General features: G+C 65.0%; 14 protein-coding genes and 11 pseudogenes. 10 read left to right on the top strand and 15 right to left on the bottom strand.

The window, feature by feature from the left end; translation table 11 throughout:
- The first annotated feature begins 374 nt into the window (after positions 1–374).
- From IPN92_11725 to IPN92_11735, 3 genes are all read left to right on the top strand, one after another.
- On the top strand, positions 375–578 hold the full coding sequence (locus tag IPN92_11725) for a hypothetical protein (protein ID MBK8638909.1): 204 nt from the start codon (positions 375–377) through the stop codon (positions 576–578).
- A gap of 910 nt (positions 579–1,488) precedes the next feature.
- Positions 1,489–1,800, top strand: coding sequence for an SWF/SNF helicase family protein (locus IPN92_11730; GenBank protein ID MBK8638910.1), 312 nt, complete (start codon positions 1,489–1,491; stop codon positions 1,798–1,800).
- A 2,098-nt stretch (positions 1,801–3,898) separates the two neighbouring features.
- Positions 3,899–4,240 (top strand): hypothetical protein, encoded by a 342-nt coding sequence (locus IPN92_11735; GenBank protein ID MBK8638911.1) that lies wholly within the window; start codon positions 3,899–3,901, stop codon positions 4,238–4,240.
- 1,362 nt (positions 4,241–5,602) lie between these two features.
- Here IPN92_11735 and IPN92_11740 read toward each other — a convergent pair.
- The 6 genes and pseudogenes from IPN92_11740 to rsxA form a co-directional block, all read right to left on the bottom strand.
- A complete protein-coding gene (locus IPN92_11740) occupies positions 5,603–6,205 on the bottom strand; it encodes a hypothetical protein (protein MBK8638912.1) in 603 nt (200 codons plus the stop codon).
- Between the two features lie 5 nt (positions 6,206–6,210).
- The gene (gene rsxE, locus IPN92_11745; GenBank protein MBK8638913.1) at positions 6,211–7,620 is read right to left on the bottom strand and encodes an electron transport complex subunit RsxE; all 1,410 of its coding nucleotides are present in this window, start codon (positions 7,618–7,620) and stop codon (positions 6,211–6,213) included.
- Positions 7,617–8,614 (bottom strand): annotated as a pseudogene (locus IPN92_11750) (RnfABCDGE type electron transport complex subunit D). Before IPN92_11750 ends, rsxE begins: the two are co-directional and overlap by 4 nt.
- Positions 8,615–8,679: 65 nt before the next feature.
- Positions 8,680–10,379: pseudogene (gene rsxC / locus IPN92_11755) on the bottom strand (electron transport complex subunit RsxC).
- 110 nt (positions 10,380–10,489) lie between these two features.
- Positions 10,490–10,969, bottom strand: a pseudogene (gene rsxB / locus IPN92_11760) (electron transport complex subunit RsxB).
- Between the two features lie 43 nt (positions 10,970–11,012).
- A pseudogene (rsxA, locus tag IPN92_11765) lies at positions 11,013–11,595 on the bottom strand (electron transport complex subunit RsxA).
- Between the two features lie 467 nt (positions 11,596–12,062).
- Between rsxA and IPN92_11770 the strand changes: the two are divergent.
- Both IPN92_11770 and IPN92_11775 read left to right on the top strand, forming a co-directional pair.
- Positions 12,063–13,136, top strand: a pseudogene (locus IPN92_11770) (DUF1343 domain-containing protein).
- A 21-nt stretch (positions 13,137–13,157) separates the two neighbouring features.
- Positions 13,158–13,411 (top strand): annotated as a pseudogene (locus IPN92_11775) (CDGSH iron-sulfur domain-containing protein).
- A gap of 179 nt (positions 13,412–13,590) precedes the next feature.
- Here the strand turns inward: IPN92_11775 and IPN92_11780 are convergent.
- From IPN92_11780 to IPN92_11790, 3 genes are all read right to left on the bottom strand, one after another.
- A complete protein-coding gene (locus IPN92_11780; protein ID MBK8638914.1) occupies positions 13,591–13,944 on the bottom strand; it encodes a hypothetical protein in 354 nt (117 codons plus the stop codon).
- A gap of 72 nt (positions 13,945–14,016) precedes the next feature.
- Positions 14,017–14,202, bottom strand: coding sequence for a hypothetical protein (locus tag IPN92_11785; GenBank protein MBK8638915.1), 186 nt, complete (start codon positions 14,200–14,202; stop codon positions 14,017–14,019).
- A gap of 792 nt (positions 14,203–14,994) precedes the next feature.
- Positions 14,995–15,252: a hypothetical protein gene (locus tag IPN92_11790; GenBank protein ID MBK8638916.1), complete on the bottom strand. Its 258-nt coding sequence runs from the start codon at positions 15,250–15,252 to the stop codon at positions 14,995–14,997.
- A 628-nt stretch (positions 15,253–15,880) separates the two neighbouring features.
- Here IPN92_11790 and IPN92_11795 point away from each other — a divergent pair.
- Both IPN92_11795 and IPN92_11800 read left to right on the top strand, forming a co-directional pair.
- Positions 15,881–16,753: a GNAT family N-acetyltransferase gene (locus tag IPN92_11795; GenBank protein MBK8638917.1), complete on the top strand. Its 873-nt coding sequence runs from the start codon at positions 15,881–15,883 to the stop codon at positions 16,751–16,753.
- A gap of 33 nt (positions 16,754–16,786) precedes the next feature.
- A pseudogene (locus tag IPN92_11800) lies at positions 16,787–17,448 on the top strand (polysaccharide deacetylase family protein).
- An 86-nt stretch (positions 17,449–17,534) separates the two neighbouring features.
- Here the strand turns inward: IPN92_11800 and IPN92_11805 are convergent.
- Entirely contained in the window at positions 17,535–17,822 is a 288-nt protein-coding gene (locus IPN92_11805; protein MBK8638918.1) for a hypothetical protein, read from the bottom strand.
- 172 nt (positions 17,823–17,994) lie between these two features.
- Positions 17,995–18,275: pseudogene (locus IPN92_11810) on the bottom strand (type II toxin-antitoxin system RelE/ParE family toxin).
- A gap of 282 nt (positions 18,276–18,557) precedes the next feature.
- Here IPN92_11810 and IPN92_11815 point away from each other — a divergent pair.
- From IPN92_11815 to IPN92_11825, 3 genes and pseudogenes are all read left to right on the top strand, one after another.
- Positions 18,558–19,181, top strand: coding sequence for an arylesterase (locus IPN92_11815; protein ID MBK8638919.1), 624 nt, complete (start codon positions 18,558–18,560; stop codon positions 19,179–19,181).
- Between the two features lie 55 nt (positions 19,182–19,236).
- Positions 19,237–20,227 (top strand): annotated as a pseudogene (locus tag IPN92_11820) (MBL fold metallo-hydrolase).
- A 155-nt stretch (positions 20,228–20,382) separates the two neighbouring features.
- Positions 20,383–21,477, top strand: a pseudogene (locus IPN92_11825) (NADH:flavin oxidoreductase/NADH oxidase).
- A gap of 96 nt (positions 21,478–21,573) precedes the next feature.
- Here the strand turns inward: IPN92_11825 and IPN92_11830 are convergent.
- The 4 genes and pseudogenes from IPN92_11830 to IPN92_11845 form a co-directional block, all read right to left on the bottom strand.
- Positions 21,574–22,937 (bottom strand): annotated as a pseudogene (locus tag IPN92_11830) (sigma-54-dependent Fis family transcriptional regulator).
- Between the two features lie 4 nt (positions 22,938–22,941).
- Positions 22,942–23,370, bottom strand: a complete 429-nt coding sequence (locus IPN92_11835; GenBank protein ID MBK8638920.1) for an ATP-binding protein — start codon at positions 23,368–23,370, stop codon at positions 22,942–22,944.
- 34 nt (positions 23,371–23,404) lie between these two features.
- Positions 23,405–23,638: a hypothetical protein gene (locus IPN92_11840; protein MBK8638921.1), complete on the bottom strand. Its 234-nt coding sequence runs from the start codon at positions 23,636–23,638 to the stop codon at positions 23,405–23,407.
- Positions 23,628–24,614 (bottom strand): HAMP domain-containing protein (locus tag IPN92_11845; protein ID MBK8638922.1); only part of this gene is annotated, 987 nt, incomplete at its 5' end. The genes IPN92_11845 and IPN92_11840, both read right to left, overlap by 11 nt.

A 24,614-nucleotide genomic window follows, 5' to 3' on the forward strand; every position in this document is an offset into this window, starting at 1 on the left:
GTTTGCCACACGCAGCACAGCACACCCCGCCGGATCGTCGAACATCAAGCTATCTGGGGCGAGACGGTCTTCCGGGTCTGGCCCCGACTGGCATAGATGCCATAGTCCGCGCCCGGGGTCTGACCCGGCTCCCTGTCGGGCTGCGCCCGACCACGCCGGAGATCCTGCAACCGGCAGCAGCGGCCAAGCTCCGGACGCCCTGGAAGACAACCTGCTGCTGGCCCCGATCCGGTCGAGTGTCGTCCCCTACCGCACCAGCGTCTTCGCCCTTAACTACGCCATGAGTGGGGATCGCATCGCTACATCATGGCGGACGAGGTGGGCCTGGAAAGACCATCGAGTGCCGGTTCTGGCGGTGCGCGAGCCGGCGGCGAATGGCCCGGCGCATCCTGCGGTCGCCCCCAAGGGCCTCCGTGCGCCAGCGGCAGGCCGGGCAGATGCGGTTGCATTTCGGCGAGCGGTCCCGTTTGATCGATCTCCAAAGGAGCTGGCGGCGTTTCTGCTCCTTCGCCTGCCGCTGGCGGCGGGAGATGCGCCAGCGAGAGGAGATCAGGAGAACTCTCTGGCAGATCCAATGACCAGGTGATCTGTCTGCGATTCCACATCGCCGCAGGCCGGCGGGGCTGGTCCAGCGACCAGTTGGCCACCCACAACCGGGAGCGCTTCGAGGATCTGGTCCCCGGCCTCCTGGGATCTGGTGATCGTGGACGAGTCCCACCGCCTGGGGCTGCACTGACCAGGTGCCGCCTGCCATGCCGGGGCGGCGCTGGACGAGGCGGCGCCGTATCTCTTGTTGCTGTCGGCGACAACTCCCATCAAGGCAAGACCGACCACTTCCTGCGACTGATGCAGCCCCTCGACCGGGGAGTGCGTTCCTGATGAGGGCAGTGTCACACTGAGATCGCGTGCGGCCGTTCGTGATCCGCACCGAGAAGCGGACGCCATCGACGCAGACGTCAACCTCTGTTCGAGCCGGATTGACCTGGCTCCAGGCGGTCGCCTGGCAACCGGCGGCACGCGGCTCAGCGGCGTCTGTACGAGGCGGTCACCGACCATGTGCGCCATGGGGTGGAACCAGGCCATGGCCGACGAAGCAGCGCCATATCGGGTTCCTGATGATCCTGATGCAACCGCTGGTGACATCGAGCACGGCCGCGATCCGCACCACGCTGGAGAAGCGGGCTGCCCTGCTGGAGACACCCTGCGCCCCAGGCATCGCTGTTCGACGGCCGGACTTCGACGACTGCAGCGAGCTGACGGGCAGTCCCAGGCCGACATCGCAGGCAAACGCTCGCCGGGACCCAGGATGGGCTCGGGCGGGGAGCAAGCGGAGGCGACCGCGTTCCGACCTGGCCCGCGAGACGGATGCCACCGGTACCGACGCCAAAGCCGAGGCCCTGCTGGAGCTGATCTACCGGCTACAGCAGTGGAGGAGGCCGACCCGTTGCTCAAGGTGCTGGTCTTCACCGAGTTCATACCGACAGAGGGATGCTGGCGGACTACCTGGAAGAGCGCGGTTTCACAGTCGCCCCGCTGAACGGGTCCATGGACCTGGACACCCGGGCGCAGGCCCAGCAGGCATTCTCCCGGGAGACGCGGATCTTGGTCTCGACCGACGCCGGCGGCGAGGGCCTGAACCCCCAGTTCCGCCACGTCGTGGTCAACTTCGACATGCCCTGGAACCCGATGCGGTTGGAGCAGCGGATCGGCTGTGTGGACCGCATCGGCCAGCGCCACGTGGTGCGCGCGACCAACTTCGCCCTGAGGACACGGTGGAGTACCGCGTGCGTCAGGTGCTGAGGAGAAGGGTCAGGGTCATCGCCAACGAATTCCGGCGCCGACAAGATCGCGGACGTGATGGACTCCGGTGGAGGCGGAGTCCTATTCGACGCGCTGTTCGTCCACGGGATCACGGACCCGGTATCCATCGACCGCGAGTGCGACGCCGTGCTGGGCCAACTCCGGCAGACGATGGCGGAGGCGCAGAAGGACAACGCCTTGCGTCCAGGGAAGCGCGCTTCTCGGCGGACGACGCCTGCCGGTGGCGCGACCATCCGGCGCAGCTCTGGCTGAGCGGGCGGTCACTACCGGGTTGCCCTCACGGGCGCGTAGCCTCCCGGGATGGGCGGCCTGGCGGCCTCCCGGCAGGAGGACGGCAGCACATCGCCCCGCATGTTCGATGCCCGCACGGCAGAGGAACACCCGGAGTCTCGAAGTATGACCCTGGAAGACCCCCGCGCCCGCGCGCCCCGATCGGTGGTCGGTCCGAAGCAGCCGCTGCTGCGTCCCCGGGTCAGCCCGTACCCCTGGTGCGGGTCACGGGTCTGCCGGGCACGGTGACCGGGACCTGGTCCCTGTGGGAGGTCGCGCCATCGGCGTAGCGGTTCAATCGCAGGCGCTTCCTGCCGGTGTTCGTCGCCGACGATGGCCGGACCTTTCAAGTGCCCACGGCCAGCATGCCTGGGATCTCCACTCACGGAACAGGTCGATGCTGGATTCCCTAGCCAGCGACGATGCCGACGGCTGGTTGACCTGTCCAGGCCGCCGCTGGCAACCCAAGGCGAGCCGATCATTGCAGCGTTGATGGACGAGCAAACGACGGCGGACGAGCTGCCCGGGAACGCGCTCGCTACGCCTTCGATGCCCGCTACTGCCAGGCGATTGGCCGAACTGGCCTGCCGGCCGTGCGGGCCTACCCGCCGCCGACGCCGAACAGGACCATATGCAGCGAATGGCCTATCGACGCCGCGCAGGACCGCCTGCCGACCTCAATGCGGGGATGCTGCCGCGCTTTCGGTGGGGGCCAGACGCTGCCACGTCAGGGCCGGGAGGCAGACCAGAGCGCGTGGATCGAGCGCATCCTCGGCGAGTTTCCCCTCGACCTGCGCGGCTGCGGATCGTCGCAGACCCCGATGATGTCCTGCGGACGAGCAAGTTCTGTCAGCGCTTCGCAGTCGCGGGTTCGAGGTACGCTCCTTCGAGGACCCCATCGCCTTCGCGCCGACTTCGGTGGAACGCTACCGGTGCAGGCATGGGACCGCGGGCGAGCAGGGCCCGCCAAGGCCCTGGTCCTAGATCTGCGATCCGCCGATCTGACGCCGCCCTGCCCTGGGGATCACCGCCAGGCGCGACCGTCCATTTGAGCCTGGCGAACCCGTTTCCGCGGTTGAGCTACGGCGTGGTCCGCCAGCTTTCCGCCGAGCACCGGGGCAGCCTGTTCAAGGCGCAGGCCAGGCATGCGTCCCAGACGCTCGGCGAGACCGCGACGAAAGATTTCATCCTGACCCATATTTTCCGTATCGGCCCCTATCTGATCTCGCGCACTGAAGACCTGTGGCGGGAGTTACTGCGGCTGCATGGCCAGGACGCCGCGCTGCCGGCCGTTCTGGCGGACCATGTGGACGGAATCCTGCAAGCGCAGCCCCGGTTCAAGGGGCTTCTCATCAGGGGAGCTGTCTCGCCTGAAAGGCACCCTGCCAGGTCGTACAGACGCCTGGGAAAGGTTTCGAAGGCCAAGGGCATCACGGGGCATCGCGGAGCCATCGCCCAACCCCGCCCCAGGCGGGGACCCGGCGCAGATCGAGAGATCCCCTCGACTCACCCCGAGATCCGCGGCCTGGTCGCCGTCATGTTCCTGGACGGGACCTCCACCCCCGGCCGGGGTCCATGCCGACCGATCTGCCGGACTGGACAACGGTCGGATCGCTCAAGGACCCCGCGGCGCTGCGCAACTTGGTGCAGGATGGCCTCCGGTCGCTGATCGACACGATGCCGACCGCCGATTCCAGCTATCGGGACTAGCGCGTTTTCCGCGAAGCGCTTCTGGCGAGATCCTGTCCCGCTTCCACGGCTCCGGATCCCGTTCGCGCCCAAGGTCTGCGCGACGCCCCTCCCAGAGGTGCAGCGCCTGTCCGATGACGGTCTGGTCGCCTGGGTCGGCAAGCGCTACTGGACCTTTGCGTCCCCGCCGGCCGCGACCGCACCGGTCATGGTCCACCAGATCCCGCGCTTCCTGGCCATGCGGCGCAGCCTGAGCGCGGCGAAGGTCGCGCTCCTGGTATTTGATGGGCTAGCCATCGACCAATGTGGGGTGCAGGTCCTGGGAGCGTGTCATCCGGCAGGAACCTGCTCCATCTTCGAGGAGGGGACCTCGCTTCGCCTGATTCTCACCCTGACCACCGTCTCGCGTCAGGTCCTGTTTGCCGGCCTGAAGCCGCGAGAGCTTGCAGGAGCCGATTGAGTCCACCAGCCGCGAGCCGGCGCTGTGGTCGCGGTTCCGCAGACCAAGGCTTGCGTCCCAACGAGGTTTTCTACCGCAAGGGCATTCGCGATACCGGTCAGCTTCGCAGTGCTGGGCATCGACCTTGTCGAACCCCGCCGCGTTGCAGGATCGTCGTCGATACCATCGACGAGATCGTCCATGGAGCCGTACAGGTAAAACGCGGGATCGCGAGTCAGACCGACAGTTGCGTGAATCCGGCTTGCGGCGCCAAGCTGCTTGCGCGTTCCTCGACCAAGGCTTTAGGTCCATCTGACCGCCGACCACGGTAATTGCGAGGCCGTCGGCACCGACGGCCGAACCAGAGGTGATCGCGGAAACCCGCGGAGAACGGGTCCGGGGTACCGCAGCGAACTGTTACGGGCAGACCTGGCACAGCAGTTCCCGGGACCACCTGCCTGACTTTCCAGCACTGCCGCCTGACTTCCTCCCCTTGTTCTCCGCCGGCGGACGGCCTCCGCTGTCCAGGGCGAGGCGCTGGTGGCCCATGGTGGGATTCCCGGTCGAGGAGCTGATCGTCCCCTTCGTCAAAGTGAGTGGCTCACCCTGAGCAACCCCCCAGCAGCCAGGCCACAGATCGGCTTTGATCGCTTCATCCCGCTGGACTGGGCGGCCTGCGCGCTCAGGGTCCGCGCGGGGACCGAGGAATCCGACGCGTTTGAAGCCTCGTTACTGCGAGCGAGCCTTGGGGCGCCGTCCAGGAAGAAGAGCCGGTGCGTACCGAAGGGCTTGTGGATAGCCCCGCCCTGGAATCCGGCCGCCTTTGCGTGATCGGGGTATCGAGCCGCGGAAGGAAATTTGTGAGGTACCCATCCGCCTGTGCTGGGGACGGCCATCGCCACCTATCCTTCTTCGGCAAGGTCGCCGAACTGATCGGCCGTCTAACGGCCATCCAAGGCGACTGCACCGCCGCGGAGATCCACCGACGCATGGCCGAGACCTATGGAAAGCGCGAGGGGACCCGCCGCGCCACCAACCGCGGGCCTCCAGACTCAGGCGGATGGTCCGCCTGCGAGCGCCCGGCAGCTGCCCGGCGCGTCGTCCGGCAGCCACCCCCGGCCATCTCCCACGACGACCGACCGCCTGGCCCGTCGAGGCGCTGATCCGGTACACCGGGAAGCCCCTGTCAGTGACATCGCTCCAACCGTCCAGGGGTGCCCTACCCTTTCGGCTGATGGGTCACCACCTTCGTGATTTGCGGGATCTCCCGCCTCGAACTACGCGCCGAAGGGTCCGGCTCATCCCTCGTCGCGACAAGTAGCTAAAGCGGAACCATGCTGACCTGACAGTGGGTTGGGCTAAAGGCCCCATCTCAGGGGGTGACTAGAGATAGCGCCAGAGTGGTATTAGCCAATCCGCTGGCGTGGTTATCCGGCTCATCGAGAGGTCCAACTCCGGCAATCCGCTCCACTGCCCCGGCAGGGCATCCATGGCGAACCCCACGACGCCGTCGATCACCGGCGCCAGCAGGCTGCAACCCACCCGCCAGCGCCCCGGTCCGACCCGCACGGACGCGACTTGATGTTGAGCTTGACGACCCGGCCAAACCGTTTTTGGCCGTGGCGGTCCTTGAAGGCCACGCGATCGCCAACCCTCAGGCTGGTGGTCCAGCGCCTGGCGTTTGCGCGCGGCGATCGCCACGTCCTGACCTTCCAGGTCGATCAGGTAAAAGGGGATAGTCCAGGGCTTGCCGTCGGCGATGTTCTGGACCTCTGCTCGTGTCCGGTTGATCCGCAGGAGCTTCGCCTCCACCAGCCGATTCTCGTCTCTGTCGAACCAACGCAGGGTCTGACCGACCGTCAGGGCCAGCTTCACCGCCGCGATGCGCGTCGGATCATCAAGTTGGTTGCCGATGGCGGAGTTCAGGCGATAAAGCTCGAACAGACTGGCTCGGCCCAACTCTTCGAGGATAAGGGCGTAGTTCATATCCGCTAGGTCGCGGGGGCAGGATGATCCGTGACCTTACCGGCGGGATGCCGATCATCGGGAGTCGTGGCGCCAGACACCCTGGCGGACGCCTGGCGCCGGGCCATGGCCTTGTCGAGGATATTCTTGAGCGCTATCAGGAAACCAAGGGTGATGAAGGCCCCTGGGGGGAGGATAGCGAGGAGGGCGCCTTGAAAGCCTTCGCCCAGGGAGAACGAAAGGACGCGGGCACCCTCGCCAAAGAGGATGTCCGCCTGATAGAAGAGGGCGCCTTGGGCCAGAAATTCACGGATGCCGCCCAGCACTGTCAGGACCAGGGTATAGCCCAGGCCCATAGCAAAACCATCCACCAGGGCGGGCACCACGGGGTTACGGGAGGCGAAGGCCTCGGCGCGGCCAACAATGATGCAGTTGGTGACGATGAGGGGGATAAAAATTCCCAGCATGTGGTAAAGCTCGTAGAAATAGGCCTGCATGACCAATTCGACGGCCGTGACGAAGGAGGCAATCACCAGCACGAAGACCGGCAACCGGATCTCCGCCCGCATCAGGTCACGGATCAGGGAGATGACCAGGTTGGAGAGCACCAGCACGGTGGTGGTGGCCAAGCCCATGCCCAGGCCATTGGTAGCCGAGGTAGTCGTGGCGAGCATGGGGCAGAGGCCGAGGAGGGCCACCAGGGCCTGGTCCTGACGCCAAAGCCATCGCCGATGATGGCGGGATAAGAGGGGCCAGCCATCAGGATGCCTCCTCCCTGGAGCCGGGGCCGGGGCTATCGCGGCCGGTTTGGCGAAGAGGGCGTCACCCCTCGCGGGCCACATACTTGAGGGTATTCTTGACCGTCTTGACAATGGACCTGGAGTGATGGTGGCGCCCGTGAACTGGTCGAAGTCGCCGCCGTCGCGTTTCACCAGCCAGCGATCCTCCGCCGGTTGGCCCAGACCCTTGCCGTCGAATTGCACCTTGATCCAGTCGCTTTTACGTTCTTCGATCTTGTCGCCCAGCCCTGGGGTCTCGTGGTGGTCGAGGACCCGGACCCCGCCCAGGGTGCCATCGGTCTTGACCGCCACCAGCAGCCGGATGGGCCCGGCATAGCCATCGGGGACCGTGGGATTGAGGATGACCGCCACCGGGCTCCCCACCCTGGCGTACCCGATAAACATCCGTGGCGGGAGCCCTGAGCAGGTCCGGGGCGCTGACCGGGATACGATCGGCCAGGGGTCATTGTCCATGAGGGGCGCCTCGGTGCCCGGGGCCGTCGGCAGAATGGCGCTGAATTTGGCCAGCATGGCTTCGCGCAGATTGACGGCAATGCGCTCTTCGGTCAGGAAATTGGTTACGACCACCAGGCCGACGCCAGCAATCGCAAAGGCGCCGAGGATGGCCCCAGCGCCGATGATGGGCTTTGTATTCATGTCTTTTCCCTCCGGCCATGGCCGAAGACGCGGGGCTGAGTGTAGTAGTCGATGGTGGGGGCGGCGATGTTCATGAGCAAGACCGCGAAGGCCACCGCATCCGGGTAGCCGCCCCAGTGGCGAACGGCCAGGTGATGAGCGGAATGGCGGCGCCATAGACGAGTTGGCCCTGGGGTGGTGCAGGCGGTTACCGGGTCGGTGGCGATGAAAAGGCCCCAGAATGGTGCCGCTGGCGAAGATGTGGAAGGCCGGGAAGGGAAGGCCTGAGGGTCCACGAGCCAGAACATCCCCGCGGGGATGAGCAGGCCCGCCAACACGGCCACCGGGATGCGCCAGGTGATGACGCCGCGCCAGATCATGTGGAGCCCCCCAGCAGGAACCCAGTTGCCAATCAAATCCCAGCCGCGCCTGCCGTATTCCCACCTCAGGGGGCTGGCTAGGATCTCGGGGATGGTGGCGTTTTGGTCGAGCTTGGAGAACATCTCGTCCAGGGGCGTGGCCGCACTCATGGCATCCCGGCCACATCGGGCGGCAAGGCCCCGGTCAAGGATGAGCCGGGCGGAATCCAGGAAGGAGAGGGTGACCAGATGATGGGCCTCCAGAATTTCCGGAATGTTGGGCGCCAGCCAGGTCGTCATCGCCAGGGGATAGGACACGAGCAGGAAGACATAGCCCGCCATAGCGGGATTAAAGGGTTGTAGTTCAGCCCACATACAACTGCTTGACGATAATGATGGCGAAGGCGATGCCGATCAGGGTCATCCACCAAGGCAGGGTTGGGGGTACGGCGACGGCAAAGAGCAGGGCCGTGACCAGGGCGCTAAGGTCACCGATGGCCGGCAACGCGGGCCGGCCCCGCAGCCACATGGCCAGGGCTCGCTGCCAGGGCAAAGAGGCTGGCCGGGGCCATAGAGTTGATGAGGACGCCCCAGCCGAAGTGCTACAGACGATGGCCAGGGGTACCTGGGATCAGGGTCAGAATGACCTGGAGCATGATCTGGTCGGTACGGCTGAGGCGCCCGGCGAAGGGCGAGGAGACGGTAGGGACGGCATCATGTTTTATTCCCCGCGGCCGCGCCGCATCTTCCGCCGCTTGCAGCTCGCTACGGCGGACCTCGGCGGCTCCACCCGACGCTGCTGGGCCGGCGCCAGGTTCTCGGTGTTTTTGGGCGCCAGGCCCTGACTGGCCAGGACCGCCTTCTTTTCCGCGGCGCGCTTGAGGGCAGCGGCGATGGCGGCCTTTTTCGGGTCCTCGGCGGCGGCATCCGGGGCCAAGGCCCCCGCCTCGGGGGTGCCGGGGGGCGGGGAGGGCGCCGCCTTGTCCGCCAGACCCTCCTTCTTCCTGCGCAGATTGGCCTTGCGCTCCTGTTCCAACCGCTCCAGCCGCGCCTCCTTGGCCTCACGGCGCTGGCGAGCGAGCTCGGCCTGACGTTTCTCCGGTCCCGCGCCAGGCATTCGTTCTTGGCGAAGCGGTAATATTGAACCAGAGGGATATGGGAGGGACAGACCACTGCGCAGCAGCCGCACTCAATGCAATCGAAGAGGTTGTAGTCGCGTACCTTGTCCAGGTCCCGGGCCCGGGCATGCAAACACAACTGCTGAGGAGCAGGCTGACGGGGCAGGCCTGGGCGCAGGCGCCACAGCGGATACAGGCGAGGGCCGGCCCTGGGTCGGGGCCCGCCGGGACTCAGGGCGAGGAGGCAGTTGACGGCCTTGGTCACGGGGATATCCAGGTCGTCGCAGACGAAGCCCATCATGGGTCCGCCGATGAGCAGCCGCCGCAACTCGAGGCCCAGGCCGCCGGCTTGCTCGATGACGTCCCGGATGGGCACGCCGATGGGCACCGTCCGCTTGCGGGGCTGGCCCAGACCGCGCCCGGTTAGGGTGACGATGCGCGAGATCAGGGGCTTGCCGTCGAAGGCGGCGTCGGCGATGGCGGCGACGGTGGCGATGTTCTGGCAGACGATGCCGATCTGGGCCGGGATCTCACGGCTGGGCACCTCCTGGCCTGTGAGGATGCGGATGAGCTGCTTTCTCCCCCGAGGATAGAGGGTGGGGACGGCGATAATTTCGATGGCGCCGCGTCGCCACCCGATTTTAGGGACTGGCGCAGGGCCGTGATGGCCTCGGGTTTGTTGTCCTCTACCGCGATCAGGCACTCCTCAACGCCCAGCAGGTCCTGCAGCAGGCGGGCGCCCTGGAGGATGCGTTCGGGCCTGTCCTGCATCAGGCGGTCATCGCAACTGATGAGGCCTCGCACTCGCTTGCCGGTGACGATCAGGGTCCGGATGCGGATGCCTGGTGCCGGGTCAGCTTTGACGCTGCTGGGAAGGCGGCGCTGCCCAGGCCGACGATGCCTGCCCAGCGGATGCGCTCGCGCAGTGCCCGGGGTCGGGTCTAGCGGATAGCGACGGCGGCACCTCGGCCCAGGCGTCCTCGCCATCGATCTCGATCAGGATGCAGGGGGCGCTCAGGCGCGGCGGGGGACCGGGCGTTCCTCGAGGGCGATAACGGTCCCGGAACCGGAGGCATGGATCGCGCGTTCAGCGGTGCCCTGCGCCCTCGCCAATCAACTGCCCCTTGAGGACCCGGTCACCGACCGCGACCAGGGGCGGGCTGGGCGCCAATATGCTGACGCAAGGGGATAATGAGTCGCCGGGACAGGGGGGGCGCCAAGGGGCACTATTCGACAGCGCCTTCGCGTCGGGCAGGTGTGAGCCGCCGGGGAAGGTCCAGAGTTGGCGCTGGCCGGCGCCGATCCGGTAGGGTACAGGGCGGAATCCAAACTAGGGCCTCTTCTCGGTTCAGGTGGCGGCTCGCTCGGGCGGGCGCTCCTGATAGGGCCACCCCAGTTGCTGGTTTCGGCCGGGATGGGGATCATGCGGATGCACCCCACGGGACAGGGCTTGAGGCAGAGTTCACAGCCGGGCACTTGCTGGCGATGATGACGTGCAACTGCTTGGCGGCACCCATGATGGCATCGACCGGGCAGGCCTGAATGCAGAGGGCAGCCGATACACCCTGCTCATCGATCACGGCGATGGCCTTGGGCTTTCGGGGCCGGCGTCGACACGGGCTCCGGATCACGGCCGAGGAGATCCGCCAGGGCAATGACCGTTGTCGTGCCTCCAGGCACGCACTTGTTGATCGGCGCCTCGCCTTGGGCGATGGCCTCGGCATAGGGCTTACAGCCGGGATAGCCGCATTGGCCGCACTGAGTCTGGGGCAGCAAGGCATCGATCCGCTCGACGAGGGGGTCGCCCTCGACCTTGAAACGGATCGCCGAATAGCCCAGCAGTAGCCCGAAGAGGACCGCGAGGAAGGCAATGGCAAGGATGGCGGTCAGCATGGCGATGCCGAGACGGCTCCGGTTAAGTCTGACTCATGGGGCCTTAGGCGGACACGAGTCCGGCGAAGCCCATGAAGGCGAGGGACATGATGCCCGCCGTCACCAGGGCGATGGCGCTGCCCTGGAAGGGCTCGGGCACGTCGGCCACGGCGATGCGCTCGCGCAGGGCGGCGAAGAGGACCAGGACCAGTGAAAAACCCAATGCCGCGCCAAAGCCATGAATAGCCGATGCCATCAGCCCAAGCCCGGCCTGGAGGTTGAGCAGGGTCACGGCGAGCACGGCGCAGTTGACGGTGATGAGGGGCAGGAAGATGCCCAGGACCTGGTAAAGAACCGGGCTGGTCTTGCGCATCACCGTCTCGGTGAACTGGACCACCGAGGCGATCACCAGGATAAAGGCGATCGCACTGTAGGTAGTCGATGCCCAGGGGCGCCAGCAGGTACTCGTTCACCAACCAGGTGCAGATCGCGGACAGGGTCAAGACAAAGGTCGTCGCCATACCCATGCCGATGGCCGTCTCCAGCTTCTTGGATACCCCCATGAAGGGGCAGAGGCCGAGAAATTTGACCAACACAAAATTGTTGACCAACACGGTACCAACCAGAATCAGGGCGTATTCAGTCATGGCGTTCTAGGATGTTTCAACGCAAAGAGACTGGGATTGACGGGAGGCAGGCCAGGACCCGGCGCGCGGACGGGAGGTCGGGTGGTAAACAGCGGGCCCCTGAACGCCGAGACGGATGCGTGGCTTGGCTAACATGATACAAGATGACGCTCTGGCTGGATGTTGATTATTGTCAGTGGCCGCGACTTGAGCCGGGGCGGGCTTGACGTGGGCGGCGGCATACTGGAATCTCTCGTACCACTCTAAGTGGACCCATTTTGCCGCGCATCAAGCCGTCAGCCACTTTGGGAAATTTCCCGCGAATTTGTTTCGGTTGATGTCCCCAACGACAGAGGAACCTGCCCCCGTGCAATCCGGCATCTCGTTCCCTCGCCAGCCCGCCTGAACGCCCTGCGTGACCGGCGTTTGGCCCGCTTTTGAGCATCCGGCACTCGCGACGACCACGGTCCGTCGAGTCTGACGCCCTGATGGCGACGCCCGGACTGGCCATGACCGCCGCCTTCGACCCCAGCATGGCATGACGGCGACAAGCGGGACAACATGGTCGAGACCCACGACCATTGGACCCGGTCCCACGGCAGTCCCGGTCTTCAGCCTCTATGGCGAGGTACGCCGGGCCGACCGCCGGCGCGCTGGAGGCGTTCGACGTCTTGCTGGTGGACCTTCAGAATACCGGCACCCGCATCTTACACCTTCGTCATCCACCCATGGCCTAGCTGCTGGAGGCCTGCGCCCGGGCCTGCAAGGCGGTCTGGGTACTGGAGTGGCCGAATCCCCGCCGGTCGGCCCATCGAGGGGACGATTCGGAGCCGGGCTGGGAGAGCTTCGTCGGCGCCGCCCCACTCATCATGCGCCATGGCCTTACCTTCGGCGAACTGGCGCTGGCTGGTGGCGCGGTTGGCCCGGATGTCGAACTGGAAATCGTGGCCATGGCCGGCTACCACATGGACCAAGGGCCGGGTTACGGCTGGCCCCTGCACCAAAGGCCCTGGATCAATCCCAGCCCCAATGCCTCCAGCCTCAATATGGCGCGCTGCTTCCCCGGCACCGTGCTCTTCGAGGGCACCAGCCTGTCCGAGGGCCGGGCACCACGGTCGCCCTGGAACTGGTGGGGCGCCGGACATCGACTGCCGCCGGTTGCTGGCGCGCATGGCGGCCCTGCGCCCAGACTGGCTGGAAGGCGCCCTGCCGCGCCCCCGCCTACTTCGAGCCGACCTGCCACAAGCACGCCGGCCGGCTCTGCTCGGGCCTCCAGATCCACACCGACCTGGCGAGCTATGATCACGCCGGCTTCCGGCCCTACCGGCTAGCGGCGTTCTTCCTCAGGGCCTTGCGCCTGACCTACCCGGATTACGCCTCTGGCGCGACTTCCTTACGAATACGAGACCGACCGTTTGGCCATCGACCTCCTGGCCGGCGGCACCCTGCTGCGCGACTGGGTTGACGACCCCCAAGCCGCCCCCGCCGACCTGGAACGCCGACTCCTCGCCGACGAGACCGCCTGGCGCGAGGAACGCGCCCCCTTCCTTATCTACGACTGACCAACCATGAGGAAAAATGCCATGAACGAGCCCAAGATCGTTGCCACCCAACCCGCCGCCGTCGAACTCAAAGGCGGCCAGACCATCTATTGGTGTGCCTGCGGCCTCTCCGCCAACCAGCCTTATTGCGACGGCTCCCATACGGAGGGCTTCAACCCCATGCCCTTTACGCCCCAGGAAGACGGAACCTACTACCTGTGCCAATGCAAGCGGACCGCCACTTCCCTCTTTGCGATGGCAACCACGCAACCTTAGTCGCCAATCCCAAAGGTTAAAGATCAGGGGCGCTCGGAGGCGGCCCACCCCATGGCGCCCAAGAGTGGCCCTTGGGCAGCTTAACCCCGGTCCCCTTCACCAGTATTTCTCCACATGAATCGTTCCCGGTTCCCGACCCCGCCCGGCCTGGAAACCCTTGGCGGCGAGGATCGAGTTCACGGAAGTCACCATGTCGGGGTTACCGCACAGAAAGACATCGGCTTCCATCGGATCGAGTGATGCCGGCTTCCTGTTCTACCACGCCCTGCTCCAGCAAGGCCTGTATCCTGCCAGTAAGACCCCGAAAATGCGGGTCCTGATCCGGCCGGGTGATGCTTGGGATGTAGGTGAAGTTGCGACGCAACCGCGTCAGGCTTTCGAGTTCGCCACGGTAGCCCAGGTCCCAGCCAAAGCGCGCGCCGTGCAGGACGACAAAGCGCCGCTCGGTGTCCTGCAACAGCAGGGTCCTGGGCATGGAGATGTAGGGCGCCAGCCCGGTCCCCGTGGCGATGAGAATGACCGCCTTGCCAGGCGGGACGCGGTCAAGCTGCAAAATCCCCGCTGGCCTTTGGGTCCCAGGAAGAGGCGGTCGCCATCCCGCAAGGCAAACAGCCGGGGCGTCAGATCACCGCTGGTAACGAGGGTGATAATGAACCGCGTAGCGGCGCTCCCGATTCGATGACGCCACGCTGTAGGCGCGGCGGATGATTTTATCCCTTGGGGACGACCCTTCCGGGACGGCCTCGGCCACCCGGGACTCGTTACCGAGCAGACCTAGCACGGCGAACTGTCCGGGCTTGAAATCAAACAATGCGGTTTCGGGCTGGACCCGTAGGATCAACAGTTGCGGATTGATTTCTCCCGCCCCACGACCCGGCGTTATAGGCATTTTTGGCGCTGTTACTATGGTCAGGGTGACCGTGGGGCATATAGGTGACGGTCACGAAGCCTCGGTGGGGTGACCGGGAAAACCGGTGATGTCATTATTGCTGCTGTCCAGCCCCTGGAGAGGGTCGCGCTAGAGCCCGGCCGGGGGATCCTGGACGCGGGAATGATGATTGATGCCGATCTCGGCAAGCCAAGGAAGCAACTCTTTGTTTTCACGATCAATACGCTATCTGATCATGTTGAATATTTCCTAAACATGTCGGTGGCCATCAAGGACTGTAAATCCTCGATCATTTTCAGCAAGTCTTCTTGGCTTTTGCGGAAATGCGCTATGTCATACATGAGTCTTCCTCCTCAATCTCATAGTAATTATCGATGCTGGGGACGTTCGTTGACCCGACCCTTCCAGGCAAGCCCAAGAGCGATATATCTACCACCTCTTTATTGTAACATTCCATTTTTTACCCGAAATGTCAACAGGCTTCGGTAATAATTAGAATATTCTTAAATAACCCTTATCTTGGCCAACAGATCAAGTTAAGGCCAGAACGATAAATTTTCACTGCCTGGACCCGAGTCTCCCGCGACCGGGCCATGGCCCTACCCCAAGGGGTTTTAGACACCGGAGGACAATGGCCACTCGGAAATTTTGCCTGGCTAGGGGACAAGTTCCGCAACAATGACTTCCGCGGTCCGCTCCAGCATATCCTGAGTACTACCGCCCTTTGCCGGTCAAAAAATCCTCCGTGGTACCAGCGCCGCGTGAAACCGTTTCAACGGCAAACGAAAAGGGTTTTGATTTTTTCCCTACAACCCTTACATCCGCGAGCAATGTCGCGCTTCCCGCCAGACTGCCAAACCAAACCCGGCTTTCTCGCGGTACATCTTTCAGCGATTTAATAACCACGGTGACCTCTATATCACCACCGGACTTGACAATTAGTTTATTTTTATAAAGAAACTCAACCTCCATGGCGAAATTAAGCTGTTTTTCCGCCTCCTCGGCCCCCGGAACTTCCGACTTAACGCTAATAACAACAGTTTTGAAAGCCAGGGGATGTGCTCCCAGCCTTCTTCCCGATGATCCGTGTACTGAACTTCCCGGCTAGTGCCACAGCCGCCCAAGAGGCACAGCGGCAGTAACAGACTAAGGGTGATTGACGAAAGCGACTTCATCGACCGACGCGCCCTCAGGTGTTTGCCATTATTTTTTCGGTAACCCGCCAAAAGATGGCAACGATGTAGAACAGGCCCAGCAAGGCGATCGCGAGAATGACGGCGGTCGAGAGTTCCATGGGTTCCTCCGAGGATGAAGTGGCTAATCATTATGACCCGCCCGGCGCGGATGCCAACTTTTATTCTGGGAATGCCGGATCAGGCCCCGTCGGGCCTGGCCGACACACAAACCGCGACGGCGCCATTGGGCTCCCCCGCCGACCCTTGCCGAGGGTTCGCGATTCACCCCGCTCCGCCTCCCGATGACGGGGCATCCCAACCCTCACGCCAGCCCGGAACAGGGGCGCTGTCAGGGCGCGGTCAACCTTGACGGCCATCCGACACGCGCTTAGCCTTCGCCCTGAACCACCCACAAGAGGCTCGCCATGACCCCTAAGCTGATGATCCGCAACATGACCCGTCCCGAGGTGGACGAGCTCGTCAACTGGGCCACCCGGGAGGGCTGGAACCCCGGCCGGCATGATGCCGAGATCTTCTGGGCCACCGACCCCGACGCCTTCATCGCCGCGGACCTCGATGGCGACATGATTGGGGGCGGCGCCATCACCGCTTACCAGGGTGACTTTGGCTTCATGGGGTTCTTCATCGTGCGGCCCGAGTTTCGCGGCCAGGGTCTCGGCAACCGCCTCTGGCACGCCCGCCGCGAGCGCCTGATTGCCCGGCTGCGCCCAGGCGCCACCATCGGCATGGACGGCGTTTTCGCCATGCAGGACTACTACGCCAAGGGCGGCTTCGTCTTCTCCCATCGCGACATCCGGTTCCGCGCCGAGATCCCGGCCCATCCTGCAACCCCGCCGGTGGGCGACGAAGAGATAGTCCCCTTAGCCCAAGTGTCTTTCGATCAGATCCTCGCTTACGACCGCACCTGCTTCCCCGCCCCCGCCCGACCTTCCTGGCCGGCTGGATCAGCCAACCCGACGCCCTCGCCCTCGGCTGCCTCCGCGCGGGGCAACTGGAGCGGCTTCGGCGTGATCCGCCGTTGTGGCGAAGGCTGCAAGATCTGCCCCTTGTTCGCCGACGACGCCCCCGCCGCCAGGGCCCTCTATGCCCACCTGACCGGATTCGCCGCCGGCGGGCCCCTCTTCCTCGACACCCCGGAGAACAATCCCGCCGCCCTGGAACTGGCGCGCCAAGAGGCGATGGTCGAGGTCTTTGGCTGCGCCCGCATGTATCTGGGCCCCATCCCCGATCTCGCCCATGCGCGCATCTTCGGCGTCACGACCTTCGAGCTGGGCTGATGGCCGAGCGCGACCTCGTCGGTTATGGCGGGCGCGGGCGTCTGGCGCATCCTGGACCTGTTCAGCGCTCGCGGCCTGCCCCTGACCGCCTTTGCCGTTGGTCAAGCCCTGGAGCTCAACCCCGGCATCGCCCAGGCCCTGCGCGCGGCCGGGCACGAGATCGCCGGGCATGGCTACCGCTGGCTGGACTATCGCGACATCCCCGAAGACGAAGAGCGTCGTCATATCCGGCTTACGCTTGAAATCATCGAGCGGCTATGCGGCAAGCGCCCCGTGGGCTGGTACACGGGGCGAGTGAGTCACCATAGCCGTCGGCTGCTGCGCGAGGAGGGCGGCTCCTCTACAGCTCCGACGCCTATAACGACGACCTCCCTATTGGCTCCCCGGATCGCCCGCCCACCTGGTGATCCCCTACACCCTGGTCAACAATGACGCCCGCTACCTGCTGCCGCACGGTTTTGCCTGTGGGGACGACTTTTCCATCTGTTCAGGACGCCTTCGACCTCCTCTGGCAGGAGGGCGCGCGACACCCCAAGCTGATGAGCGTTGGGCTCCACGGCCGCATCAGCGGTCATCCAGACCGCGCCATGGCACTGGCGCGCTTTCTCGATTATGTCCAAAGCCACGACCCGGTGTGGATCTGCCGGCGGGAAGCGATTGCCCAACATTGGCTGGCCGAACATCCCGCCGGCTGAAGGCGGATCGTCATCCTTCTCTCGGGGTATATCAGGAAGAACGAGGTCTCACGGCGACGCGGCCAGCGACTTCCGCTGCAAGGACATCACCAGCGCCCCGCTACCTGGCCCGGCAGCGGGACCACGTAGGGTTCTCGATGCGCCGGCTTGTGGATTGGCCCCATGCCCGCCGAATCAACCACTGACCAGAAAAGACGGCAGGTGGGGCAGGAGAGGAGGTGGATCAGGGTCCAGGCGGTGATGCCACCGATACGATAGGCCTTACCCGCGCTAATCTGCCTGGCGATAGCCGCGGCGGCTATCTTCAAATCGTAAGTGGCCTGCAAATTCAGCCAATACTGGGCGGATTGATCGAGGGCACGGGCCAGCAGCAAGGCAAAAGGTGCTGTTATAGGGCTGGTACCTGGACAACCGAGGAGACCTGCTCGGCAGGCAGGTCGAGGATTCGGGCGAGTTCAGCCGCCGGAGATATGCAGCCCGTCGAGCGTTTCACCCAGGAATTCACCGGTGGATTGCCGGCAACCCATTCTCAGACATGAAATTTCCTCAATGGTAATCAATGATCTCAACTCATGGGCATCACCATCCGCAAAGCGGAAGCAGAGGCGCCATTGATCGTTGATACGGATACTCCACTGGCCAGCCCGGTCGTTTGACAGTGACTCCAGGTTATTGGAGGGCGGCAGGCGCAGATCTTCGATGTGAGTGGCGGCATCCAATTGAATCAGCCGCATCGCCGCGCGCTTGAGAAGATCGGGTGGCAACCGCCGCGATTTTCCCGTCCGGAAAAAACGTTCCGTTGCGTCGCTGGCGAAAGACTGAATCATTTGACAACTATCATCTGCTGGATCTGAGCGTCCACCCCAATTTGACCTCCGGGAGGATATATGCTGCTTGAAGCCTGTCTGGTTGATTGACGCCACCAAGGCCCTTGATGGCATCCCCTTCCCCGGCCGGATGGTACACCATTAAAGCTGGCCATAGCGTCTCCCGGAACGGGTACGGACGGCAGCGGTAGGGCGCTGGCACCGAGAGGCACAACCTGCCTGTCAGCGATAGCCTAAAATCCCAGCATCCCACCCCCGCGGACCTTCGGAGCGCCCCTACCCATGCGGCATGGACTTTTCATCCTCGCCTTGCTGGCCACCGCCTGGCTCACGGCCTGCGGCCAGGAACCCCAACTGACACCCCTTCCCCCCGGCGCGACCGTCCTCGCCTTTGGCGACAGCGTGACCTTCGGGACGGGAGCCGCCCCGGGGGAGGATTGGCCAAGGGCCCTGGCCCTCAAGACCGGCTGGGAGGTGATCAATGCCGGGGTTCCGGGGGATACGGCGGAAGCTGGCAAGAGCCGCATCCAAGCCCTGCTTGATCAACACCAACCCGCCCTGGTCATCATCGAAATAGGGGGCAATGACTTCCTGCGGCGCCGACCGCGACAAGCCGTGAAGGAGGATCTGCGGCACCTGCTGCGCACGGTCAGGCAGAGTGGGGCGCAAGCCGTGCTGGTGGCCGTGCCGGAATTGTCCCTGCTCAACCTCGTCATCGGCAAAGGGGATGCGCCCCTCTACCAGGAGTTGTCGGAGGAAGAGGCGGTACCGGTTATCGACCAGGTGTTTTCGGAGATCCTGAGCCAGCCAGAACTCCGGGCGGACCAGATTCACCCAAATGCCGAGGGCTATCGACGGATGGCTTCCGGCATTTACGATCACCTGAAGCAAGCCGGAGCCCTGTGACTCCGCAAGCGCCTTGCCCCTGTGACACGCCCGATCTCGATTGACAGGAAAACCGATGCCAGACCCCCAGCCAACCCCCGCCGCCGCGCCACCGGTCCAACCACTTGCCCTGGGCTTACTCAAGCATCTGAGGATCAGATGCATTTCCGAGATTGGCTGGCTCGACACGCCCACCATGCTTGCGGATATCGTCGCCGCCGGCGGGATGAGCACCAATCAATATCGGCTGCCCTGGCCCCCCTTTGGCGACCAGCACCCTGCCAACGCCGCCGGGTCCTCGGCCCTGATCGAGGCGGAAACGCTGGACGGCAAACGCTATCGGGTCCTGTTCGATACCGGCTGGAATCCGGCCTGGATGGAGCGGCGCTTCGCCGAAGAGGGGGTTGACCGGCTCTTGGCGGAGGGCGCCGTGGATTGCCTCGTCATCAGTCACGAACATTTCGATCATTTCTGGGGGATCGGCGTCACCCTGAGGCATTGTCCGTCCCTGCCCATCTATATCCCGGTGGGGTTTCAGCCCGAGGGGCTGGCCCTGATCAGGCAGTATGGTCACACCGGGCCAGTCATCCAGGTGCCGCCCCAGCAACCGCTGAGCCTGTTTCCGGGCTGCGCCCTGGTGCAGTTTCCGATGGAGACCCTGCTGCAGGTCCAAGGCGAAAACGTCCTCTATTTCGAGGTTCAAGACCAGGGACTGGTGATGGTGACCGGTTGTGGGCATAGCGGCGTCCTCAATCTGCTGGATTACGCCCGCCAGACCTTCGTCGGGGGGACCGCCTGCTGCGGTGTACGGTGGGCTGCACATAGCGCCCTTGATGATTGGAACGAGGAAAAGACCGCCTCATCCAAGCCCTGGCGACCTATGGCATCCAGCACTTCGGCTGCAACCATTGCACCGGGGCCCTGGCCGTGGAAAGATGCTGGCCGCTGGCTTTCCGGTGGTCAGGGGCAGCGCGCGCCTGGGTTCGCAAACCGATTTGTTTCTGGGCAACGGCGATTGCCTTGAGGTGTCGGCGGACCCAGCCCGGAAGGAGGCGGTCATGAGCTGAGGGCCCCCTCCCATCAGCCGGATAGGGCGCGTCAGCGGGTGTCACCACCGCCTCTGTGACCTGATTAACGGATAGCCGTCTGAATTGCCGAAAGAGCCTTCTGTTATACTGACAAATATCGAATTCGCTTAGCATTTATTCTCGGAGAGAGCCGGATGTCCGCATTATTCCAACCCTTCAAACTCAAGGACGTGACGCTGCGCAACCGCATCGCCATTCCGCCCATGTGTCAATACGTGGCCGTCGATGGTCTGATCAACGAGTGGCACCAGGTGCATTTGGTGGGTCTCGCCCGGGGCGGGGCCGGATTGGTCATCGTCGAGGCCACGGCGGTGGCGCCGGAAGGCCGCATCACCCCCGGCTGTGCCGGCATCTGGAACGATGGGCTCGCCCAGGCCTTCGCCCCGGCCGTGGCCGCCATCAAGGCCGCCGGGGCCGTGCCGGGCCTGCAGATCGCCCACGCCGGCCGCAAGGCCAGCGCCAACCGCCCCTGGGAGGGTGACGACCACATGGCCGCGGATGATCCGCGCGGCTGGCCGACCCTGGCCCCTCGGCCATCCCTTTCGGCGCCAATCTGCCCAAGGTCCCACAGGCCATGACCCTGGATGACATTGCCCGGGTCCGCCAGGACTTCGTCAGTGCCGCCCAACGGGCCCGGGACGTCGGCTTCGAGTGGCTGGAACTGCACTTCGCCCACGGCTACCTGGGGCAAAGCTTTTTCTCGCCCCATTCCAACCAGCGGCAAGATGCCTATGGCGGCAGCCTGGAAAATCGCAGCCGCTTTCTGGTGGAGACCCTGGCCGCGGTGCGCCGGGTGTGGCCCGAGCATCTGCCCCTGACGGCGCGCTTCGGGGTCATCGAATTCGACGGCCACGACGAGGAAACCCTGGCCGAGTCCATCGAACTCGCCAAAACCTTCAAACGCGAAGGCCTGGACCTGCTCAGCGTCAGTATCGGCTTCTCGACCCCGAGCGCCACCATTCCCTGGGCACCCGCCTTCCTGGCGCCGATCGCCGAGCGGGTGCGCCGGGGCCCAGGTGCCCGTCGCCTCGGCCTGGGGAATCGATACGCCGGCACTGGCCGAGCGGACGGTGCAAGAGTGTCAACTGGACCTGGTCATGGTCGGCCGCGCCCATCTGGCCAATCCGCACTGGCCTTATCAGGCCGCCCTGAAGCTGGGAATCGACCGCCCCTCCTGGGTACTGCCCCCGTCCTACGCCCATTGGCTCGAACGCTACTCCGTTAACTGAAACTCCCGTCATCACCCGCCAGGGCGTCAGGAGCGGGCGCCGAACCCCTGGGTAAAGCGCCTGGGCGGGGATTCAGGCGGGGGTCGGGCGCAATCGTCAGCCCGACCCGCTCGCCTGGGTCTCGGTCAGCCCATAGCGCTGGATCAGGCGGTAGACGTTGCGCTCGCTGATGGCGAGCACCTCCGCGACCTTGGCGCGGTGGCCGGAGAACTTGCGCAACTGCATCTTGAGGTATTCGGCCTGGAGCTGATCCAGGGTCGGATCGGTGTCGAAGCTGACACTGACCTTGGCGTTGGTGGCACTGGACCCGAAGGCGAGGTGTTCGGGGCGGATGGTTTTGTTGTCGCGAGAGAGGATGATGGCCCGCTCGATGACGTTGCGCAGTTCCCGCACATTGCCCGGCCAGTCGTGGGGACACCAGGCGGCGGATCGCCTCGTTGGACACACGCTTATTGATGCGCCGCGAGAAGTTGTGGTTCTGAACGAAATGGGCGACGAGATAGGGGATGTCGTCGCGGCGGTCCCGTAGTGGTGGGGTGTCGATGACGAAGGCGCTCAGGCGAGTAGAGGTCCACGCGGAAGGTCCCGGCACGACCCATGGCCGCCAGGTCGCGGTTGGTGGCGGCGACGATGCGCACATTGGCCTGAAGGTCGCGGGTCCCGCCGACGCGGCGGAAGGTCCCGGTCTCCAGGATGCGCAGCAGCTTGGCCTGGATGGACGGCTCGATCTCGCCGATTTCGTCCAGGAACAGGGTGCCACCCTCGGCCCCCTCGACCAGACCGCGCTTCTGCTTGTCCGCCCCGGTGAAGGACCCGCGCTCGTGGCCGAAGAGTTCGGACTCGAAGAGCTTCTCTTGCAGGGTGCAGCAATCCATGGCGATGAAGTTGCGGGCGGCCCGCGGGCTGTGATCGTGGATGGCGCGGGCTACCAGCTCCTTGCCCGCCCCGCTCTCGCCCTGGATCAGGACCGTGATGTCGCTGTTGGCCACCGCGGAGATGGTCTCCTTGACCCGCATCAGAGGGGCGCTGACCCCGATCATGAAGCTGGCGCACCCCTCCCGGGCCTTGAGGCGCTTGGTGCAGAACTGGTGGTCGCTGCGCAGGGTGGCCTCGTCCAGGGCGCGGCCCACCACCAGGGTCAGCTCCTCGGGGCTGACAGGTTTCAGCAGGTACTCGTAGGCCCCGGCCTTCATGGCTGCCACGGCGTTGCGCACCGAGCCGAAGGCGGTGAGCACGATGACCGGTTGGCGTGCCACCAGGGCCGGCAGGCGCTCCAGGCTGTTGCCGTCGGGGAGCTTGACATCGGCGATGACGAGGTGCGGTTCGTGCTGCGCCAGGTGGTCGTCGGCCTCGCGCCAGCCCGCCGCGTGGGTCACCTCGTGACCAAGGCTACGCAAGTGCTGGGCGACCAGGCGGCTCATGACCCGGTCGTCTTCGATCAAGAGGATACGCTTGTCCATGGGCTCAGGCCTCCGGGCAGGGTTGTGGGAGGCGGGGCGCCGCCCCATCGAGTTCCAGGTCCGCGTCCGGCAGGATTAGGGTGAAGCGGCTGCCACGCCCGGGTTCGCTAACCACCGTGATACGGCCGCCATGGTGCTCGACGAAGGCCTTGGTGATGGACAGCCCGAGCCCGGTGCCATGGACCCCGTCGGCCCGCCGGCTGAAGAAGGGCTGGAAGATGCGCCCCAGGTCCTGGCGGGGGATGCCGACCCCGGTATCGGTAAAGGTAATCTCGACCTGGACATCGCGCCGGGCGCAGGTCACGTCCAGGGTCCCGCCCTGGGGCATGGCGTGCAGGGCATTCTGGGCCAGGTTGAGGACGGCCATGCGCAGCTCGGTATCCGTGGCCATGACCCGCACCGGACCTGAGTCCGCGCCCAATCGGATGTCCACACACGCCGCTCTTGGGCCTCCCAGGCCAGCAGGCTCAGGGTGTCGTCCACCACTTCAATAACATCCACCAGTTCCTGGTGGTCTGGCGAGGTACGCTCAGGCGCAGCAGGCGCTGGGTGACCTGGATGCAAGTGTCCACCTCCTGGTCCACCAGCCCCAGGCAGGTCTGCACCTCGGCCAGGTCCGGAGGCTGCGCGCGGGCGGCGCCCACCGCCGCGTGAAGGGCCAGGCGCACCGAGCCCAGGGGGTTGTGGATCTCATGGGCCACCCCGGCCGCCAGACGCCCCAGCTCCGAGAGGCGTTGCTCGTGGGAGAAGCTCACCGCCTGGCCCAGGTCGCGGATCGACTCCACCACCAGGTGGTGGGTCTCGCCGTCGCGGGTCAGGGTCAGGGGGGCGGCGTAGGTCTCCACATCCAACCCGGTCCCATCGGCCCGAATCAGATAGTGAACCAGCCGCAGCGGGGCCCCGGTGCGGGTTGCCTCGTGCAGCGGGCAGGTCATCAGCGTCTCGGGACAGGGTTGGTCCCTGACCGTGGGTCTGGGCGTAGCAGGGGCGGGAGGCTTGGGCCGGGTCCATTGGGATCGCAGGGTTGGTCGAACCGATCTGACGGCGATAGGCGGCGTTGCACAGCACCACCCGGTAGTCTTGGTCGATCACCCGGATGCCATCCGGGAAGGCGTCCACCAGGGCCTGGAGGAAATGTTCCTTTTCCTGCAACTCGGCCATCTGGCGCCCCAAGGCCGAGGCCATGCGGTTCATAGTCTCGCCCAGGACGGTCAGTTCGTCGCCTCCGGTCAGATGGGTGCGGGTGCTCAGATCCCCTTCCGAGATGCGTACGCTGGCCTCGGCCAGCTGGGCGACGGGGAGCAGGACATAGCGGCGCATGAACCACCAGCCACCCCCCAGGTTGAGCAGGACGATGAGCGACCCGGCCCCCATGAGCAGCAGGGTGGTGTGGCGCGCCTGCTGGCCAATGGAGTCGGCGTCGTAGTCCACATAAAGAACCCCATTGACCGGGTGTTCGGCCATAGGGCCGTGGCATTCCTGGCAGGGGGGTTGATTGGGGACCGGGTTGACGCTGCGCAGCACGGTCGGCCCGGTCTGGGCCACGATCAGGCGGGTCGCGGGCTGGTCATCGGACTCCGGGGGCAGGCGCTGGCCGAGCCGGGCCGGATCGTTGGCGAAGCGCACCTCTCCCTGGGGGTTGGCGATGGTCACTGCCAGCACATCGGGTTTGGCGCC

This window comes from Chromatiaceae bacterium, from assembly GCA_016714645.1.
GTDB lineage: Bacteria > Pseudomonadota > Gammaproteobacteria > Chromatiales > Chromatiaceae > M0108.

Excerpts from the sequence above, each read along its gene's own strand:
- rsxE (MBK8638913.1), bottom strand. The coding sequence starts at position 7,620 with ATGAATACAAAGCCCATCATCGGCGCTGGGGCCATCCTCGGCGCCTTT.
- IPN92_11815 (MBK8638919.1), top strand. The coding sequence starts at position 18,558 with ATGCGGCATGGACTTTTCATCCTCGCCTTGCTGGCCACCGCCTGGCTC.
- IPN92_11790 (MBK8638916.1), bottom strand. The coding sequence starts at position 15,252 with ATGGAGGTTGAGTTTCTTTATAAAAATAAACTAATTGTCAAGTCCGGT.
- IPN92_11740 (MBK8638912.1), bottom strand. The coding sequence starts at position 6,205 with ATGAACTACGCCCTTATCCTCGAAGAGTTGGGCCGAGCCAGTCTGTTC.
- IPN92_11730 (MBK8638910.1), top strand. The coding sequence starts at position 1,489 with ATGCTGGCGGACTACCTGGAAGAGCGCGGTTTCACAGTCGCCCCGCTG.
- IPN92_11795 (MBK8638917.1), top strand. The coding sequence starts at position 15,881 with ATGACCCCTAAGCTGATGATCCGCAACATGACCCGTCCCGAGGTGGAC.
- IPN92_11725 (MBK8638909.1), top strand. The coding sequence starts at position 375 with ATGGCCCGGCGCATCCTGCGGTCGCCCCCAAGGGCCTCCGTGCGCCAG.